The 15,869-nt window shown below is 38.0% G+C and carries 17 protein-coding genes; 10 read left to right on the top strand and 7 right to left on the bottom strand.

Features of this window, described 5'->3' with window-relative positions:
- Positions 1-225 precede the first annotated feature (225 nt).
- Entirely contained in the window at positions 226-456 is a 231-nt protein-coding gene (locus tag ACJ004_RS26015) for a hypothetical protein (RefSeq protein WP_026565703.1), read from the bottom strand.
- Between the two features lie 137 nt (positions 457-593).
- Here ACJ004_RS26015 and pdaB point away from each other — a divergent pair, with 137 nt between their 5' ends.
- Positions 594-1,346 (top strand): polysaccharide deacetylase family sporulation protein PdaB, encoded by a 753-nt coding sequence (pdaB, locus tag ACJ004_RS26010; protein WP_410896012.1) that lies wholly within the window; start codon positions 594-596, stop codon positions 1,344-1,346.
- 27 nt (positions 1,347-1,373) lie between these two features.
- On the opposite strand, the gene ACJ004_RS26005 is transcribed toward pdaB, so the two are convergent.
- Positions 1,374-2,066, bottom strand: coding sequence for a KinB-signaling pathway activation protein (locus ACJ004_RS26005; protein WP_410896011.1), 693 nt, complete (start codon positions 2,064-2,066; stop codon positions 1,374-1,376).
- A gap of 150 nt (positions 2,067-2,216) precedes the next feature.
- Between ACJ004_RS26005 and gerD the strand changes: the two genes are divergently transcribed.
- Positions 2,217-2,834 (top strand): spore germination lipoprotein GerD, encoded by a 618-nt coding sequence (gerD, locus tag ACJ004_RS26000; RefSeq protein ID WP_410896010.1) that lies wholly within the window; start codon positions 2,217-2,219, stop codon positions 2,832-2,834.
- Positions 2,835-2,910: 76 nt separating this feature from the next.
- Here gerD and ACJ004_RS25995 read toward each other — a convergent pair whose 3' ends face one another.
- From ACJ004_RS25995 to ACJ004_RS25985, 3 genes are all read right to left on the bottom strand, one after another.
- Positions 2,911-3,966: an Mrp/NBP35 family ATP-binding protein gene (locus tag ACJ004_RS25995; protein WP_410896009.1), complete on the bottom strand. Its 1,056-nt coding sequence runs from the start codon at positions 3,964-3,966 to the stop codon at positions 2,911-2,913.
- Between the two features lie 153 nt (positions 3,967-4,119).
- Positions 4,120-4,845 carry an N-acetylmuramoyl-L-alanine amidase CwlD gene (cwlD, locus tag ACJ004_RS25990; RefSeq protein ID WP_410896008.1) on the bottom strand — a complete coding sequence of 242 codons (726 nt, stop codon included), beginning with the start codon at positions 4,843-4,845 and terminating at the stop codon, positions 4,120-4,122.
- 84 nt (positions 4,846-4,929) lie between these two features.
- Positions 4,930-5,373 carry a YbaK family protein gene (locus ACJ004_RS25985; RefSeq protein ID WP_168241537.1) on the bottom strand — a complete coding sequence of 148 codons (444 nt, stop codon included), beginning with the start codon at positions 5,371-5,373 and terminating at the stop codon, positions 4,930-4,932.
- A gap of 822 nt (positions 5,374-6,195) precedes the next feature.
- On the opposite strand from ACJ004_RS25985, the gene ACJ004_RS25980 reads away from it, so the two are divergent.
- From ACJ004_RS25980 to ACJ004_RS25945, 8 genes are all read left to right on the top strand, one after another.
- A complete protein-coding gene (locus ACJ004_RS25980) occupies positions 6,196-6,912 on the top strand; it encodes an SDR family NAD(P)-dependent oxidoreductase (protein WP_410896007.1) in 717 nt (238 codons plus the stop codon).
- Positions 6,912-7,940, top strand: a complete 1,029-nt coding sequence (locus tag ACJ004_RS25975; RefSeq protein ID WP_410896006.1) for an S-adenosylmethionine:tRNA ribosyltransferase-isomerase — start codon at positions 6,912-6,914, stop codon at positions 7,938-7,940. Before ACJ004_RS25980 ends, ACJ004_RS25975 begins: the two co-directional genes overlap by 1 nt.
- Positions 7,941-7,958: 18 nt before the next feature.
- Positions 7,959-8,303, top strand: a complete 345-nt coding sequence (locus ACJ004_RS25970) for a VOC family protein (protein ID WP_410896005.1) — start codon at positions 7,959-7,961, stop codon at positions 8,301-8,303.
- A gap of 113 nt (positions 8,304-8,416) precedes the next feature.
- Positions 8,417-9,529 carry a GAF domain-containing sensor histidine kinase gene (locus ACJ004_RS25965; RefSeq protein WP_410896004.1) on the top strand — a complete coding sequence of 371 codons (1,113 nt, stop codon included), beginning with the start codon at positions 8,417-8,419 and terminating at the stop codon, positions 9,527-9,529.
- A 13-nt stretch (positions 9,530-9,542) separates the two neighbouring features.
- Positions 9,543-10,184 carry a response regulator gene (locus ACJ004_RS25960; RefSeq protein ID WP_410896003.1) on the top strand — a complete coding sequence of 214 codons (642 nt, stop codon included), beginning with the start codon at positions 9,543-9,545 and terminating at the stop codon, positions 10,182-10,184.
- A gap of 956 nt (positions 10,185-11,140) precedes the next feature.
- Positions 11,141-11,329 carry a glycosyltransferase family protein gene (locus ACJ004_RS25955; RefSeq protein WP_410896002.1) on the top strand — a complete coding sequence of 63 codons (189 nt, stop codon included), beginning with the start codon at positions 11,141-11,143 and terminating at the stop codon, positions 11,327-11,329.
- A gap of 17 nt (positions 11,330-11,346) precedes the next feature.
- Positions 11,347-11,523 carry a glycosyltransferase family protein gene (locus ACJ004_RS25950; protein ID WP_410896001.1) on the top strand — a complete coding sequence of 59 codons (177 nt, stop codon included), beginning with the start codon at positions 11,347-11,349 and terminating at the stop codon, positions 11,521-11,523.
- 47 nt (positions 11,524-11,570) lie between these two features.
- Complete coding sequence (locus ACJ004_RS25945; RefSeq protein ID WP_410896000.1) at positions 11,571-12,542, top strand: phosphotransferase; 972 nt, start codon at positions 11,571-11,573, stop codon at positions 12,540-12,542.
- A gap of 599 nt (positions 12,543-13,141) precedes the next feature.
- Here the strand turns inward: ACJ004_RS25945 and ACJ004_RS25940 are convergent.
- Positions 13,142-14,077, bottom strand: a complete 936-nt coding sequence (locus ACJ004_RS25940) for a hypothetical protein (RefSeq protein ID WP_410895999.1) — start codon at positions 14,075-14,077, stop codon at positions 13,142-13,144.
- Positions 14,078-14,108: 31 nt separating this feature from the next.
- Positions 14,109-15,581, bottom strand: a complete 1,473-nt coding sequence (locus ACJ004_RS25935) for a glycosyltransferase (RefSeq protein ID WP_410895998.1) — start codon at positions 15,579-15,581, stop codon at positions 14,109-14,111.
- Between the last annotated feature and the right edge of the window lie 288 nt (positions 15,582-15,869).

The raw sequence follows: 15,869 nt of genomic DNA, 5'->3' as shown, positions 1-15,869 counted from the left end.
ATAATTGAAACTAAAATTTATTGTTTGTTTGCACGATTTTGTTTGTTTAGTTTTCAAAGAACAATTTGTTCAATCGCCCAAAAGCGACTTTATTAATATATCATCCGCCAGCTACAATGTCAACAACTTTTTTCGAAGTTTGTTAGGTCAGCAGCGACGTTTATTAATATACCAAGATACTTAATAACTGTCAACAGATCTTGCAAAAAAAAATGAAGTTTTTTCTTACCCCTTTTTCCTGTCCTTCTTCCCTCTTCTCATATACTTAAGACAATCATGGGGAGAAGCCACTCTTCGAAAAAGGGTAAACAAAACTTTATATCTCTCTTCCATTGCTCTTTTTACTATATGATCAATACGATCATCTCTCAAATCAAATAAAATTTCATCCATTTCTCTTTTAATAAGGTATTCCATTTCTTTTACTTCTTTATCGTTTATTAGAAGCCCAAACATTGAATAACCTCCAGCGAAATATCTAGTTATAGTAGTCTTTTCCAATTATTGAAATTTTATAATAAAATTTTCTAATCATATTTTTAAAAAAATCGGCATAGGTTGAGACATGGACAGTATTGGACGAGGTGGGGACGATGAAATTCTTTTTTGTATTTAACGGGAAGTCTTTGAAGAACATTTCACTAATTTTAATTGCTGCCTTTTTTACAGCATGGTTTCTCTACATAGAGAATCTTACACAAATTCCTGTCTTTTCAACAAAGGATGGTCCGAAAGCTATTTATAGAGGGGAAAAGGACCTCGCACTTACTTTTAATATCGGTTGGGGTGACGAAAAGGCAGAGCCCATTTTAGATACGTTAAAGAAGGAAAATGTTAAGGCAGCTACTTTCTTCTTGGCTGGTTCATGGGCAGAGCGACACCCAGACATTGTTAATCGCATCATAAAGGATGGTTATGAAATCGGGATTCTTGGATACGAGTACAAAGACTATCGAGATTTAGAAGATGTGAAGATTGGCCAGGATATCTCAAAAGCACAAGAAGCCTTCAGGAAACTAAATGTGAAAGATATTAAGCTACTCCGTGCTCCGACCGGTCATTTTGATGAGCGTACCTTAAAAATTGCCAAGAGGTATGGATATACTGTGGTCCATTGGAGTGTCGATTCAAAAGACTGGAATAATCCTGGTGTACCGGCCATTATCAAAAATGTAGATAAGGCAGACAAGGGCGATATTGTTCTACTTCATGCTTCTGATGCAGCAAAACAGACAGCAAAAGCACTGCCATTAATTTTAAAAAATATTCATCAAAATAGGTTTAAATTAGTTACAGTTTCAGAAATGATAGCGAATGGTGAAGCAAGTTCAAAAGAGATTAGATAGATAAACGAATAAAAACCGTCCAACACATTAAATGGACGGTTTTTTTGACTTTTTCGGGTTTGCTTGTTTATTATTTTTTGAATTACTTTTGGACTGACTTGCCCTTTTTTGTCTTTCTTGGTCAGATTGCTGGTTTAATTTATGCAAAATTAATAATTGATAAGCATTACATCCCATTAAGGCAAACATCATTAAATAAAGCCAGCTCTGTTCATTTACACGAAGGACAGGTACCCACTCAATTAATGTAACCACAATCATAAAGAACATGGCGGGAATAAATGCATCCCGATTGGTTTGTTTCACTTTATACCATGCTACCGTCAAACCAACGACCAACAAAATGATTGCCGGGCCAAAGTAAGGCAGAACAGAACCGTCCGGGCCAGCAAAATTTTCAAATCGAAGATAAACTAAATCAAATAAACCAAATAGAATAAGGACAATTTGAACAGCATTCCACAGTGAAACAGATTTAAAGATTCCTAATCCAAAACGATGAACCGTTAAATATGCAAAAAAGCCCATTTGGCTGATAACACTAAACAAAAAGCCCATGACAATTAACCAAATCAATGTCGACAAAATATCAATGACTTTAAATTCAGTAAAATAGGGCTCAAACTCATTCCAGCGAACAATAAAGCCCACAATAGCCGTTGTGAGTCCGCCCACTAATAATGTGTTTAAAAATAGTTTTACCCAATTACGGCTTGTCACACTATAAACCTCCATACTACAAAAATAAACACCATAATGATTGTACCAAGCTAAAATTGAAAAATCCATATTTTATGATTCCTTACGCATAATCTTTCAACAGTTACTACATGCTAAACTTAAGGATTTTTATGTGAAAGGGGCTTATCAATGAAAGCGAAAAGCATGTTGCTCCTCCTGCCCATCATGGTGTTCCTGACAAGTTGTTCTTCCAATGACGTCGGTGCCGGGGGACAAATTGATTACGAAGAAACGAAGAAAATGGTCGTTGATATTCTTAAAACAGATGATGGTAAGAAAGCAATTCAAGATGTAATGTCAAGTGATAGCATGAAGGAAAAACTTGTGATGGATCAAAAGGTAGTCACTGATACCATCCAGCAAACACTCACGTCAGATAAAGCAAAAGACTATTGGAAAAAAACGTTTAGCGATCCAAAATTCACACAAGCCGTTTCAAAAAATTTAAAAACTGAAAACAAAAAGTTGCTTAAGGAATTAATGAATGATCCCGAATATAGAGGTATGATGATTCAAGTTTTTAAAGAGCCGGAAATCCAAAAAGAGATGGCAGATGCACTAAAAAGCAAGGAATACCGCGAGCATCTTCAGAAAGTCATTACAGAAACTGTGGATAGTCCCTTGTTCAAAGCGAAAATCCAAGAATTACTCTTAAAGGCTGCAGAAGAGGCGAATAGCAAATCCGCTAGTAAAAGCCAAAGCACTGATCAAGGTGGCAGTAAAACAAACACAGGGGGCGGAAGCTAATCACTCATCTAAGACCATTTTTCCCCAAAAAAGAGAAGCCTTTTCACAGCAGAAAAGGCTTCTCTTTTTGCATTTATTATTTTTTAAGTAAACTGGTTACTTTTTCTGCAATTTCTAAATAAATTTTACCGGTCTGATGGTCTTCCTGATAGATGGATGGAGCAAAGTCTTCGTCGTTCCAATCAGGCTGGTTAAGTGGAAGACGGCCGAGAACTTCTGTATTCAATTCCTCTGCTAATTTATCGCCGCCGCCTTGGCCAAATACATATTCCTTTTCCCCAGTCACTTTACTTTCAAAGAACGCCATGTTTTCAATGACACCAAGAACTTCATGGTCAGTTTTTAGAGCCATTGCGCCAGCACGTGCTGCAACAAACGCAGCTGTTGGATGTGGAGTAGTTACGATAATTTCTTTACATGCCGGAAGCATGGTATGAACATCTAAAGCAACATCCCCAGTTCCAGGCGGTAAATCTAAAAGTAGATAGTCGATATCGCCCCACTCAACTTCACTAAAGAAGCTATTTAACATTTTCCCTAACATCGGTCCACGCCAAATAATTGGAGAATTGTCTTCAACAAAGAAGCCCATTGAAATTACTTGGACGCCAAAACGTTCTACAGGAATGATTTTTTCTCCTCTTACCACAGGTCTTTGAGTAATTCCCATCATATCCGGCACACTAAATCCATAAATATCTGCATCAATCAATCCAACCTTTTTGCCTAAACGTGCAAGCGCCACAGCAAGATTCACCGATACCGTTGATTTACCGACACCGCCTTTTCCACTGGCAATAGCAATGAAGGTGGTATTATTTGAATTAAGCAAGTTTGTATCATTATTTTCTGGTTCCGCATGTCGATGCGCTGCTAATACTTCTTCAGGTAGTTCACTAAAACGAATTCCAACCGTTGCCGCTCCAACTTCTTTCAACAAATTGACAATTTGTGTTTGTAGTTGGAGTTGTTCTGCTGTACCCGTTTTCGCGATGGCTACTTTTACGCTGACATGGTTTTTTTCTTCTTTAATTTTTATTTCGACAATAGCATTTAATTCAGCTAATGTTTTATGTAAAAATGGTTCTTTAAGGCTGCCAAGAACCTCATGCACTCTTTTCTCTGTTAACATAAAAAAGCACCTCACCTTTTGAATTCGTTTCCATCTCTCAGTATATCATAACCAAGTTAAGAAACAGTTAAATGAATCACACGGAATTTTAATCGGACTACAGAAAATTCTTGGATAGTTTTTCAAAAAAAATAGAAGGTGTTTTTCTCACCTTCAATACTCTGGTTCGACAAGTTCTTTTTCATTTGTGTAATAACGATTAATTCCTTGATAGATGGAGATTGCAATTTTCTCCTGGTAGGAATCCTTTTTTAAATTTTCCTTTTCGGCCGGATTGGATAAAAAGCCAACTTCCACCAATACGCCGGGCTTCTTTGCATTCTTTAAGATATACACATTATTAATGGGCTTCGCCCGCCTTGTTGTGTTCTTTAAATTTGTACGCAGCTCATCTTGGATAAATTTGGCTGCTTCTGCATTTTCTTTATATTGAGGCGCATAGAAGGTTTGGGCCCCGCTCCACCTCGAAGAAGGAATCGCATTTAAATGAATGCTGACAAAAAAGTCATTATCACCTTCATTGATCATTTTTAGTCTAGTTTTTAAATCCTCCACTTTTCTTCGACTGTAACCTCTTGTATCAGATCCAGCTAAATCTGTATCTGTTTCTCTAGTCATAATGACAAGGGCCCCCTGCATTTGCAAGTAATCCCGAACTTTTTTGGTAATCTCTAGGGCAATGTCCTTTTCTAAAGTTTGACCCGTTCCAGCGCCGCCATCAGGACCGCCATGGCCCGGGTCAAGTAAGATGATTTTTCCTGACAACGGAAGATTCCACGAATTCAACGAGTCATCCTCTAAAAAGTCATACTGTAAAACAAAGAATAAGACAAATAACCCTACAATAAAACTAATTATTTTCAGTCTTCGCTTTGACACCCCTATCAGTCCTTCCCGCTCGTCCCTATTCTCTAAACTATATGGGACAAAGGGGGGGTTTAGAACAGGAAGAAATGTCAGACTTTAGTGAAGACGGAGCTTGTGGCGCCTTTGCCCTTTTTCATAGCCTTCTCTCCACCAGATATGGATATATTGCTCACATAGATAATAAAGTGATTCACTCATGGTGCCCTCTTCACCGCTTCCCCAATAAAGGAAAAAATTATATAGGGTATCAATTAAATGTTTTTCTTCTCGATAGCAGCGTTTGCGAACCTCATCTAAGTCTTCTCCATAATAACCAAACTTGCTGAATTTTGCCCCCAATAAAAAGGCTTCAAGGGCAATGTCATAGCATGCTTCTTCTATGCCTGTATTCATTATTAGGCTGGAGGCAATTTTTGTAGAGCCAAAGTATTGTTGGACTCGTTCTTTTAATGTATTAATCGATAACTCCCGAAGGACGGAACGCTCATATTTTATTTGTTTTTCCCGTTTTTTTTCTTTAAAGGTCGTAATTACTGTCACTACTTTTCACCTCTTACAACTATTCTTTATCTGAGGTTCAGAAGAAATGCAAAGTTGCGGTCGAATAAAGTTGCCAATTTTTATCCGATGGATCTAGTTCGTCCTGATCATTGTTAACAAAGTATTCAAACCATTATTTAGTTATTTTTTGTAAAATAAATTATGTAGGAAAGGAAGTGGAATATGACGCCATATAAACCGCGCATGATGTCGATTAACTTCGAATCCGAAAAATGATTTATACATTTTAAATCATAATGAGATGTGTTTTTGTGTGTTATTGAGGCTACTATTGTTCGTACATAGGAGGGATAGGCTACCCTACGTACCTTTTTACTCCTTATAGCCGTTTATAAAAGACTATTGTCTGCCTTAGTTGTTCTTTTTTTCACTGTTTGGTCGTCAATAAAGCTTATTGGCTACCCTGGTGACTCTTTTTCCACCCTGCTCGGTCATCAATAAAGCCTATTGGCTACCCTAGTGACTCTTTTTCCACCCTGCTCGGTCGTCAATAACGCCTATTGGCTACCCTAGTGACTCTTTTTCCCTCCTGCTCGGTCGTCAATAACGCCTATTGGCTACCCTGGTGACTCTTTTTCCACCCTGCTCGGTCGTCAATAGCGTCGATTGGCTACCCTGGTGACTCTTTTTCCCCCTGCTCGGTCGTCAATAGCGTCGATTGGCTATTCACTCCCCTTTATATCATTAACTGTCGTCTTCCCTCAGTCTAAAGTTGTAGTAAAACTTCAAGCTTTTTTCTGAGGGAGGATTTTCCAGAAACCTGTATGCTTAAGTCATCAAGAAACAAAGGGGAGAGACGATATGAATAATAAAGTTGTAATGATTACTGGGGCTTCTAAGGGTTTGGGTAGAGCGTTAACATTGGCTTTTGCAAAGGAAGGAGCTAGGCTTGCGATCTGCTCGAGATCAGAAGAAAAACTGCTAAAAGTGAAAATAGAAGCTCAAAAATTAGGTGCTGAGGTTCTCGCAGTTACCGCTGATTTATCCAAATCGCGGGATGTGGAGCGATTCATTGCGTTGACAGAGGGAACATATGGACATATTGATGTGCTAATTAATAATGCATCGGTATTGGGCCCTAGTCCGATGCCACTGCTTCTTGATTACCCAGAAGAAGACTTTGCCGAAGTGCTGCGCATAAATGCCGTTTCGCCATTTCTTGTTACAAGGAGAGTAATTCCGGGAATGCTTGAGCGGAATGAGGGCTCCATTATCAATGTAACTTCCGAAGCTGGTCATACTGGTTATGCAGGCTGGGGTGCTTACGGAATTTCCAAATTCGCGGTAGAAGGCCTCACCCAGACGTGGGCGGATGAATTAAGTGACACAAATATTAGGGTTAATATGGTCGACCCAGGAGAAATGGATACAGATATGCATCGGTTGGCGGTCCCTGATTGCGATTACCCATTGGCTAAACCAGAGGATATTGTGGACATATTTTTATTTTTAGCCTCAAGTAAGTCAGCAGGAACAAATGGCCAGCGGTTTGAAGCCCAAGCTGAGGAGGAATTATGATGGCGACACGAGCATTGGATTTTCACCTTCCTGATGAATTGAATGCATCCCTTCCCCCTGAAAAACGCGGCCTACGAAGGGACCATGTCCGGATGATGGTTCTCGATCGGGTTACAGGGGAAATCAGCCATGACCACTTTTTTGACCTGGCCAATTATCTCGAGCCCGGGGACCTGCTCATTGCCAATAATAGCCGAACCATCCCTGCTGTATTACACGGTAATTGGATTCGAAACTCGGATCCAATCGCACCCAATGTTGAAATTCGGTTGGCTAGGCGCTGTCGTGAAGATCTCTGGGAGGCACTAATTGTTGCTACACCTGTAAAACCGGGAGATATACTTGAATTTTCTCCCGACTTGTCCGCTATAGTCATTAGCCAGAAAGGGAATTCTCCTCTAAAGATCATTGAATTTACGAAAAAAGGAACAGAATTATTTAATATGATTTATGCTCTTGGTGAGCCTGTCCGTTATGAATATATCGAGAAGCCCTGGGATCTTAATTACTATCAAACCATTTTTGCCAGTCACCCTGGTTCAGTGGAAATGCCCTCCGCGGGTAGAGCGTTTAGTTGGGAGCTAATTTTTAAATTAAAGCGATTGAACATCCAGCTCGATTTTATTCAATTGCATACAGGCTTAAGTTACTTGCTTGATGATAACTATCATCAAGCACCTGATGAAAATGTCGAGGAGTATCAAATCCCTGAACGGACCATGGAACGGATTTTAAAGACAAAAGCCGCTGGCAACCGCGTCATTGCGGTAGGCACCACCGTGGTTCGTGCTCTTGAGAGTGCAGCCAGAAATGGAGTCCTATCGGGCACAACCAATCTCTATATCGATGGGCAATATCTCTTAGAAATAGCCGATGGAATCATTACGGGTCTTCATGAACCGCAAGCTAGCCACCTCGATATGCTTTCCGCCTTTGTATCTGAGCAGCATTTGCTTCAAGCATACAATCATGCCATCGAAGCCGGCTATTTATGGCATGAGTTTGGGGATATGAATCTAATTTTATGATCCTAAGGAGGCATAAGCATGCGATTTCATCACTATGGTTTAGAGGTACCTAATCTCGAGGAGTCCGTTGTTTTTTACAAAAAGCACTTTCGACTTCAGGAAGAAAGCCGCGTCTCTTTCATGGAGGAAGATATTGTGTTCCTGGCTGCCAGGGAGTTCAGGCTTGAGCTAATTTCTAGTCAATCCGCGGAAAAAAATGCACATTTATGCTTTGAGGTAGATGATCTCTATGAATTGATGAAACGGTTTGAACACATCCAAAAAATCGAAGGTCCATACAAACTAGAAAACGGTTGGGAAACCATTTTTTATACAGGTCCGAATAAAGAGGTCATTGAGTTTTTGCAGGTAAAGCCTGCTTAGTGAACTCAGGAAAGAAGCTGTCAGAAGAGGCAGCTTTTTGACGTCAATATGGCGCGAACCATCCATCCAATAAGCTATAATAACAGTAAATGCAGACAGTGGAGGAGAATAGTATGTCAGAGGAGAATAAGGATATTGGCATCTTAAAAGAAATCGCTGAGCTTTTAAATGAAGGAACGGATACAAATGACGTGTTATCCGGAGTGTTGAAGAGACTTCTCCAAGTAACAGGATTAAAAACTGGATGGATCTTTTTAATCGATGAACATGGTATGCATCACCTCGCAGCAGACGAATCACTGCCCCCTGCTTTGGCTGCTGACCAAAAACGAAGAATGTGTCAGGGTGACTGCTGGTGTGTAAATAAATACAACCGCCGAAAACTGAATAAAGCCACGAACATTATGGAATGTAAACGAATTGAAGATGCGATCGAAGAGAAGGCTGGGGAAACCTGTGGACTGACGCATCATGCGACCGTCCCGCTTGGTGCTGGAAATGAACGATTCGGGATATTAAATGTAGGTTCCCCTTACAAAACACATTTTCAAAAAGATGAACTCGCATTACTTGAAGCTGTTGCCTATCAAATCGGCACGGCGCTGAAACGGATAAAACTTACCCAGCGGGAACAGGAGACTGCGCTGGTCGCTGAGCGGAATCGGCTTGCAAGAGATCTTCATGATTCTGTTAATCAGCTGTTATTTTCCTTAAGCCTTACAGCGAGGGCTGGAGTAGAAATGACAGAGCAAGATGAAGTGAAACAAACGTTTGGCTATATACAGGATTTAGCGCAGGAAGCGCTTGGCGAAATGAGAGCATTAATCTGGCAGCTGCGACCGCTTGGATTGGAGAATGGAGTAGTAAGTGCCCTGAAAAGTTATGCGGATATGCTTGGACTGTCCATTGAAGCAAACATCACAGGAGCTGCTAGCATTCCAGGAACGGTCGAGGAAGCATTGTGGCGCATCGGCCAAGAGGCTCTGGCCAATTGTAAAAAGCACTCCCAGACCACAGAAACCAGCCTCACCTTTCATACTGCCAAAGATGAGGTTGTCATGTCCATCAAGGATCGCGGCTGCGGCTTCCACTTCGGAGAAAATCTCGAGATCCCCTCATTGGGATTACAAAGCATGAAAACACGGACAGAGGTATTAAATGGCCAATTTCATTTAAAAAGCAAACCTGGAAGCGGGACAGAAATAGAAATTCATATACCGTATTAAGGAGGAGAACTCAGTGAGTATCCGCGTACTAATCGCCGATGACCATCACGTCGTCAGAAGAGGTCTAGTCTTTTTTCTTCGGACCCAAAAAGACCTTGAAATTATCGGGGAAGCTGCAAATGGCAAGGAAGCGATTGATCAGGCAAAATTACTGAAGCCAGATATTATTTTAATGGATTTGGTGATGCCGGAAATGGACGGAATCCAAGCCACAAAGATTATTAAACAAGAACAGCCAGACATTAAAATCATGATGTTAACAAGCTTTTCCGACCAGGATCATGTCATTCCAGCGCTCGAAGCCGGTGCATCAGGGTTCCAGTTAAAAGATATCCAGCCCGATGAACTAGTCACATCCATTAAAAAAATCATTGGCGGAGAAAACCAGCTTCACCCAAAGGCTACCTCTCATTTACTAGCCAATTTGTCCAATAAAAACAAGCAAGAAAAGAATTTACTAGCGGAATTAACGAAAAGAGAGTTGGATGTTTTAAAAGAAATAGCCAACGGAAAAAGCAATAAAGAAATTGCCGCCTCGTTATTCATCACCGAAAAAACTGTAAAAACCCATGTATCAAACCTTTTGTCGAAACTCAAATTGGCTGACCGGACACAGGCCGCCTTATATGCAGTAAAAAATCAATTAGTAGACTAAAACGGATGTAAGCTGAGCTTACATCCGTTTTCATTTTTAAACAAATAAAAAACACATCCAATTGGTTGAGAGCCTAATTTTGTCGAAATCTACTCAGAATATGTAGATATTTCCCGGGAATTTGTTGAAGTTTGAAAAATATTGAATCCAAATAGTCGAAACAAAGGCATTTCTACTTTTGATTCGGTGCCTGGGTTTAAATGATGATTTATTCAAATTTGATCCTTCCTTGGAGGAGAGGATGCTCTTCTATTCCTCTGTATATCATGTAGCATAACGACCTCTTTTCCCTTTCTATGGTTCTGGGTATATATTTGCGTTATATCGCCCAGCGATACGAAAACAAAAAAGCCGATCTTCACCTTTCTTGAGGAACACTATAGTTATATCGCCCAGCGTTTCAAACGTCCAAGACAGGTCACCTATGCGTTTAATTAGATGGGATGACCGAATCCCTCTCATAACTGAAAAAGTGGCGTATACGCCAAAAGGAGTACATTGAGCTATATTTGGGGGTCTTTTTAATATTGAAAAAAAGGTTTTGGTCACATTTTAACCACGGAACTTTTATTATCATTATATTTTTTCTATACGTAGCAGTAATGTTCGTCCCGTTTGGACCATGTGGTAAAAATTTGTGAAATATATAGTCATTGCCTAAACAATTTCAGGAGCTGAGAATACATTAAATCAGATGGACTCGTTCAAAGTTATGTTAGAAAGAAGAGTTTCCAATAGCAATCATTTTATCTGTTTTTACAGAAAGTAATAGTTACTTTTCTAACTATTTTCTAAATAATTCGGATGTAACCTTTAATTTTCAAAATGAAAATAGTTGTATTATTCATCAAAATTTTAAGGAACCATGGAAGGTTACTTTAGTTGATACAGGTTTAAATACGTTAACAGGTGGTTGGATCAAGAGAGTACAGGATTATATTAGGAATAAACCTTTCATGTTAACATTAGGGGATGGAGTTAGCGATGTTAACAAAAAAGAATTAGTTGAGTTTCATCGGTCTCATGGAAGGCTGGCTACGGTAACAGCTACACAACCAAAGGGTAGATTTGGAGCTTTGTCCTTGTCCTATGACCAAGAAGTAGAGAAATTTCAAGAAAGGTACAGGGTGATGGAGGTTGGATAAATGCTGGATTTTTTGTATTGCAGCCAGAAGTATTCAACTATATAACCAATGGTGATCAAACGATAGTTGAAAATGAGTCATTAGAGAACCTTGCCAAGGATGGTCAATTTATGGCATTTAAACATACTGGTTTTTGGCAGCCCATGGATACTTTAAAGGATAAACTATATTTACAAGAAATTTGGAATTCGTAGAAATCTCCCTGGAAAAATTGGGATCAATAAATTAAAGGAGGGATATTGTGTCCAGCGAACAATCAAATATAATAAGGGATAAGCATGGTAATGTCATTTCAATGGAAGAAATTCAGTGGGTATGCAGACAACATCATTTAGGGGAAATTACACGAATCATTGGCGTTCTTGAAGGTGGGACCAATTTACCGATTTTAGTTGAAACAGAAAAAGGAAAATATGTGTTACGATATTTAACTCATTCTGCTCCAAAGGGACGAATAAACTTTATCGAGGATATCTTATTATGTCTGAAGGATGCCTCTATACCTGTTGTGAATTCAATTAAAAATGAATCCGGGGATTATTACTCTTTTATTCATAATAGAATGATCCAAGTGTATCCTTTTATAGAGGGTTCAAGATTTAAATTTAAGCCTGAACATATTAAATCAAATGCAAGTATGCTTAACAAGTTCCATACCGCTTTAAACTCATATAAACAAGGGCCCTTACCAGATGAATCTAACTGCCCTACAGAAGAGAACCTCAAAAAAAGATTAAATCGTTTGGATCAAAATAAAGAATCTATATCCAAATCCTCATTATCTAAAATTAAATCCCTATACTCTACTATCATCGAGCTTTGGAAAAAGGCAGATAAAAATAATTTACTAGAAACCATTATTCATGATGACTGGCATCCTTGGAACCTTATTTATAGTGAGGAGGGATCTGTTAGTTGCATTCTGGATTTTGATCTTGTTCGTCCAGGAAAACGAATATATGATGTAGCCTATTGCATATATTGGATTTATATGCTTTCACCCAATAAAATGAGTCAAACATATTCAAGAATGTTTATAGAAGGATATGAAGGGTTGACACCTGAAGAAAAGAATATCTTAACATTAGTACTTGCAAAAGTAGCGTTTTTCTTTATTATAGAGTTCGTTTCAGATATAGAGAAACAATTAGAAGTAAATGAGCCTTTCATTGAATTTTTTCTTAGTCAGGAGGGAAAAGAGTTCTTACTTTAAATTCGTTTTTTCCCTCCTGTCCGCTGCCATTTTCATTGATAGTGTTTTTTGTTGTTTTAGGAAAATTTTATGTAGAGGGTATTATGCGACAATGTAGGAATACAAATAATTCCCTGTCGGGAGGAGGGCAAAAAAATGCCCCGAAGAGATGGCAGTCTCAACGAGGCAGATTGAACTCATAAACTATGAATAGATTAAGATATCTTGGAAAGACAGTCAAGTGCTATCTACGTCCTTACCAGGATGTTTTAGTCTTCATCCATTTTAATAATTCCTCTTAAAGTTACCATCGTAAACATACTTGGGACATCAAACGCATTTCCCCCATATTCCTTGTAGCGATTCACCCAATTAAGGATAGTTTGATGACTACCTACGCCATATTTCTTTGCCAGTAATTCTGAACCTCCTCCCCCTGACAGATACTCTAAAACATAACTTTTTCCCTAAATTCACTTGAAAACTTGACCATTTTAAAAACCCCCTAAGTTGGATTTCTTAGTCCAACTTAGGGGGTTCACACCACTTGAAAGTGAGCTCAAAATGTTAACGAAGTTCACAGTTCTAAGAACCTCAGTATTTTAATAATGCCGAGAGGTTCAGTTATTGCAGTATTTATAGTAATGTATAGCTTTTTCTCTGCTTATCTTTTCGGCAAATCCATAGGTGAAAGTATCATCAATGGACTTAACCTTCTTGATTGCTTTTTGAATTGCTCTTATATAGGGATTGTAAACATGATTTATAGTATCTTCGTTCACCCGACAATAATAACATAAGTCAAACTCGAGCTCGTTTAGTATAACAAAACCGCTAAAATGATAAACAACCAGTTTATGATTATTGATATATACCTCACCGTTACTAACGTTAAAATCAGGGGTACTTTCATAATTCCCTTCATTCCATGGTCCTACATTGATTCCTGAGTCGTTTGATATTATAACACCTGAAAACAGCTCAGGCCATTTATTCAAATACTTTTGATCTGTCCACAGATCCTCTTCATGCCAATGGAAACACCATTCCAAACACTTCGTTCTCCACCATTCAAGGCATTGAAAAGCATTTGAATCTCTCTTAAAACCTATTAACCCTGCCTGGTATGTGCCTGAATCTTCAATATTTTTGGCAAGTCTTTGTTCGCATATAAAAATGGACCCATCTCCCCATTGATTAAGAATCGGTTTTGGATCTGAGTAGAAATATAAATCCCCGTCAATATACATTATGGAGTTAACAAAATTATAGTTATTCAGGATATATAGTACAAGGGGGGATTTTAAAGTAAAACTATACTCATGTGGTGTTCGAGACTTTTTTACGGAAAGAAGCTGCTCATCTTCGATACTATCTAATGGAATAAGGGTTACATTCTTTAAATTCATCCTTTTGAGGAATTGTAGAGAAATATCATCCAAGCAGCATATCCAGAGGTGAAAATTCTTTGCGTGCTTTTCTAAGGAGTCGTGTAGCGCTAGACCCTTTAATAAATACTCTTTTCCAATAATTGTGCAAAAATGATAGAATTCCATACTTATACTCAATCCTCCTACCTATTTGAACTTAATCATAACACCCTTTAATACATTTATCCCTCCACATCCAAAGGGAATTGAATGCGTCTTTCTCACGTTTGAATCCTATTAAGCTTGTCAAATTTATTCCATACTCCTGTTGGGTATCCTGATCCATTTCGTTCTTCCAAATGAAAACTGGATTTTCCCTCCACTTACTGAATGCATTTGTCACATTAGAATCAAAACGTGCGTCCGGATCAACATATATCATATAGTGGATATTATAATTGTTCTTTAAAATGTAATATATCAATGGTGCTTTTAAAGTCCAACGGTACTCAGATGCATTGCGAGTATTCTTTACATTTAAAAGTTCCTGCTCCTCAATATTTTTAATATCTATTAGAATTACATTTTCTAATTCCATATTTGCCAGTGCATTATAGGTGATATCATCCAAGCAGCATATCCAGAGACAGGTTTTTTCTGCATGCTTTGTTAGGGAATTGTAAAATTCCAAGCCTTCAGACAAATCTTTATCACTTATGATTGTACAGAAGTTATACCTGCCCTCGTATCTATCTATATTACTCGCCAGATTGAAATAATTTTTAATGATTCTACCGTTTGGAGTCTGTTTATAATAAAAATCCTTATCAATACGAGAAATGATATCCATTACCTCATTACACGCTTGGATATAAGGAACAAATATCCATTGTATAATCTGATCCGTGGGGAAATGGCCATGCGCACATAAATCAAACTCATTTCCATTAAAATATTTGAATCCATAGTAATGGAATAATATCAGTTTATCTCCATTGATATATAGATTATCATCTTCTTTGGTAACCGTATTTTGAGATGAAATATACAGGTTGGCGTTAATTCCAAGGTTCCCTGCAACACCAACATTACCAAACCTGGTTACCCAATCATTTACGTACATCTGGTCGCTCCATCTGCCTTTTTCCGGTTTATCAAAGCACCATTCAATCAATTTTTCTCTGAACCATTGAAGACATCGAAGCGCATTCTGATCTCTTTTGAATCCCATAAAACCAGTATTGTAAACTCCATATATCTTACTTAACCATTCATATTTTCCTTTATATTGCTCCTCTGTTAGAAATACGGAGTAATTGCCCCACTCATCAAATATGGGTTGGGTATCTGAAAGAAAGGCTGTATCACCGTCTAACCATATAATATGGTCCAGTTCAGAAAAGTGATTTAATAGGTATAACATAATCGATGCCTTACTCGTCCAAATATATTCTTTATCATTACGTGTGCTTTTTATATTTGCCAATTCCCAATCTTCATTTTCTATATTTTTCATACTTATCAGTGTTACGTTACTCAGTTCCATTTTTTCCAATAAGTATTTCACTTCATCCTGTACACATATAATAAAGAAATGAAAATCCTTATCATATTTTTGTAATGAATTATATAAGACCAGTCCCTTATAAATATAATCCTTGCTATAGGTTGTACAGTAGTAATGTTTCAAAACCTTAACACCCCTTAATAGCGCAAGTATATTACTTATTTAACACAGGTAATATTTCTTCCTAAATGTAGCTCCTTCATATTAATGCATCAAGGAGTAATGATTGCTTCTTAAAACCTCTAGTTTTTAACTAAACCTTTACCTTTGTATCAGCTAACTAATTTAGAATATGTTGCTGGTGAAAAAAATGTTACGAAAAAAATTAGCAAATGGCTTTTACACTCATAGTATGAATTTATAAAAACATATCGATAATGATCAAACAATCTTAGAAAATAAATCATTAAG

Origin of the sequence: Neobacillus sp. 204, assembly GCF_046562815.1 — a bacterium.
Taxonomy (GTDB): Bacteria; Bacillota; Bacilli; order Bacillales; family Cytobacillaceae; genus Neobacillus.
Note: the sequence above shows the minus strand (reverse complement) of the source record. Positions and strands in the feature narration are given on the sequence as shown.

What these genes read in the sequence shown, in the direction of transcription:
- ACJ004_RS25980 (WP_410896007.1), top strand. Translation starts at nt 6,196, where the DNA reads ATGAATAATAAAGTTGTAATGATTACTGGGGCTTCTAAGGGTTTGGGT.
- ACJ004_RS25940 (WP_410895999.1), bottom strand. Translation starts at nt 14,077, where the DNA reads ATGGAATTCTATCATTTTTGCACAATTATTGGAAAAGAGTATTTATTA.
- ACJ004_RS26015 (WP_026565703.1), bottom strand. Translation starts at nt 456, where the DNA reads ATGTTTGGGCTTCTAATAAACGATAAAGAAGTAAAAGAAATGGAATAC.
- ACJ004_RS25955 (WP_410896002.1), top strand. Translation starts at nt 11,141, where the DNA reads ATGTTAACATTAGGGGATGGAGTTAGCGATGTTAACAAAAAAGAATTA.
- pdaB (WP_410896012.1), top strand. Translation starts at nt 594, where the DNA reads ATGAAATTCTTTTTTGTATTTAACGGGAAGTCTTTGAAGAACATTTCA.
- ACJ004_RS25965 (WP_410896004.1), top strand. Translation starts at nt 8,417, where the DNA reads ATGTCAGAGGAGAATAAGGATATTGGCATCTTAAAAGAAATCGCTGAG.
- ACJ004_RS25975 (WP_410896006.1), top strand. Translation starts at nt 6,912, where the DNA reads ATGGCGACACGAGCATTGGATTTTCACCTTCCTGATGAATTGAATGCA.
- gerD (WP_410896010.1), top strand. Translation starts at nt 2,217, where the DNA reads ATGAAAGCGAAAAGCATGTTGCTCCTCCTGCCCATCATGGTGTTCCTG.
- ACJ004_RS25970 (WP_410896005.1), top strand. Translation starts at nt 7,959, where the DNA reads ATGCGATTTCATCACTATGGTTTAGAGGTACCTAATCTCGAGGAGTCC.
- ACJ004_RS25995 (WP_410896009.1), bottom strand. Translation starts at nt 3,966, where the DNA reads ATGTTAACAGAGAAAAGAGTGCATGAGGTTCTTGGCAGCCTTAAAGAA.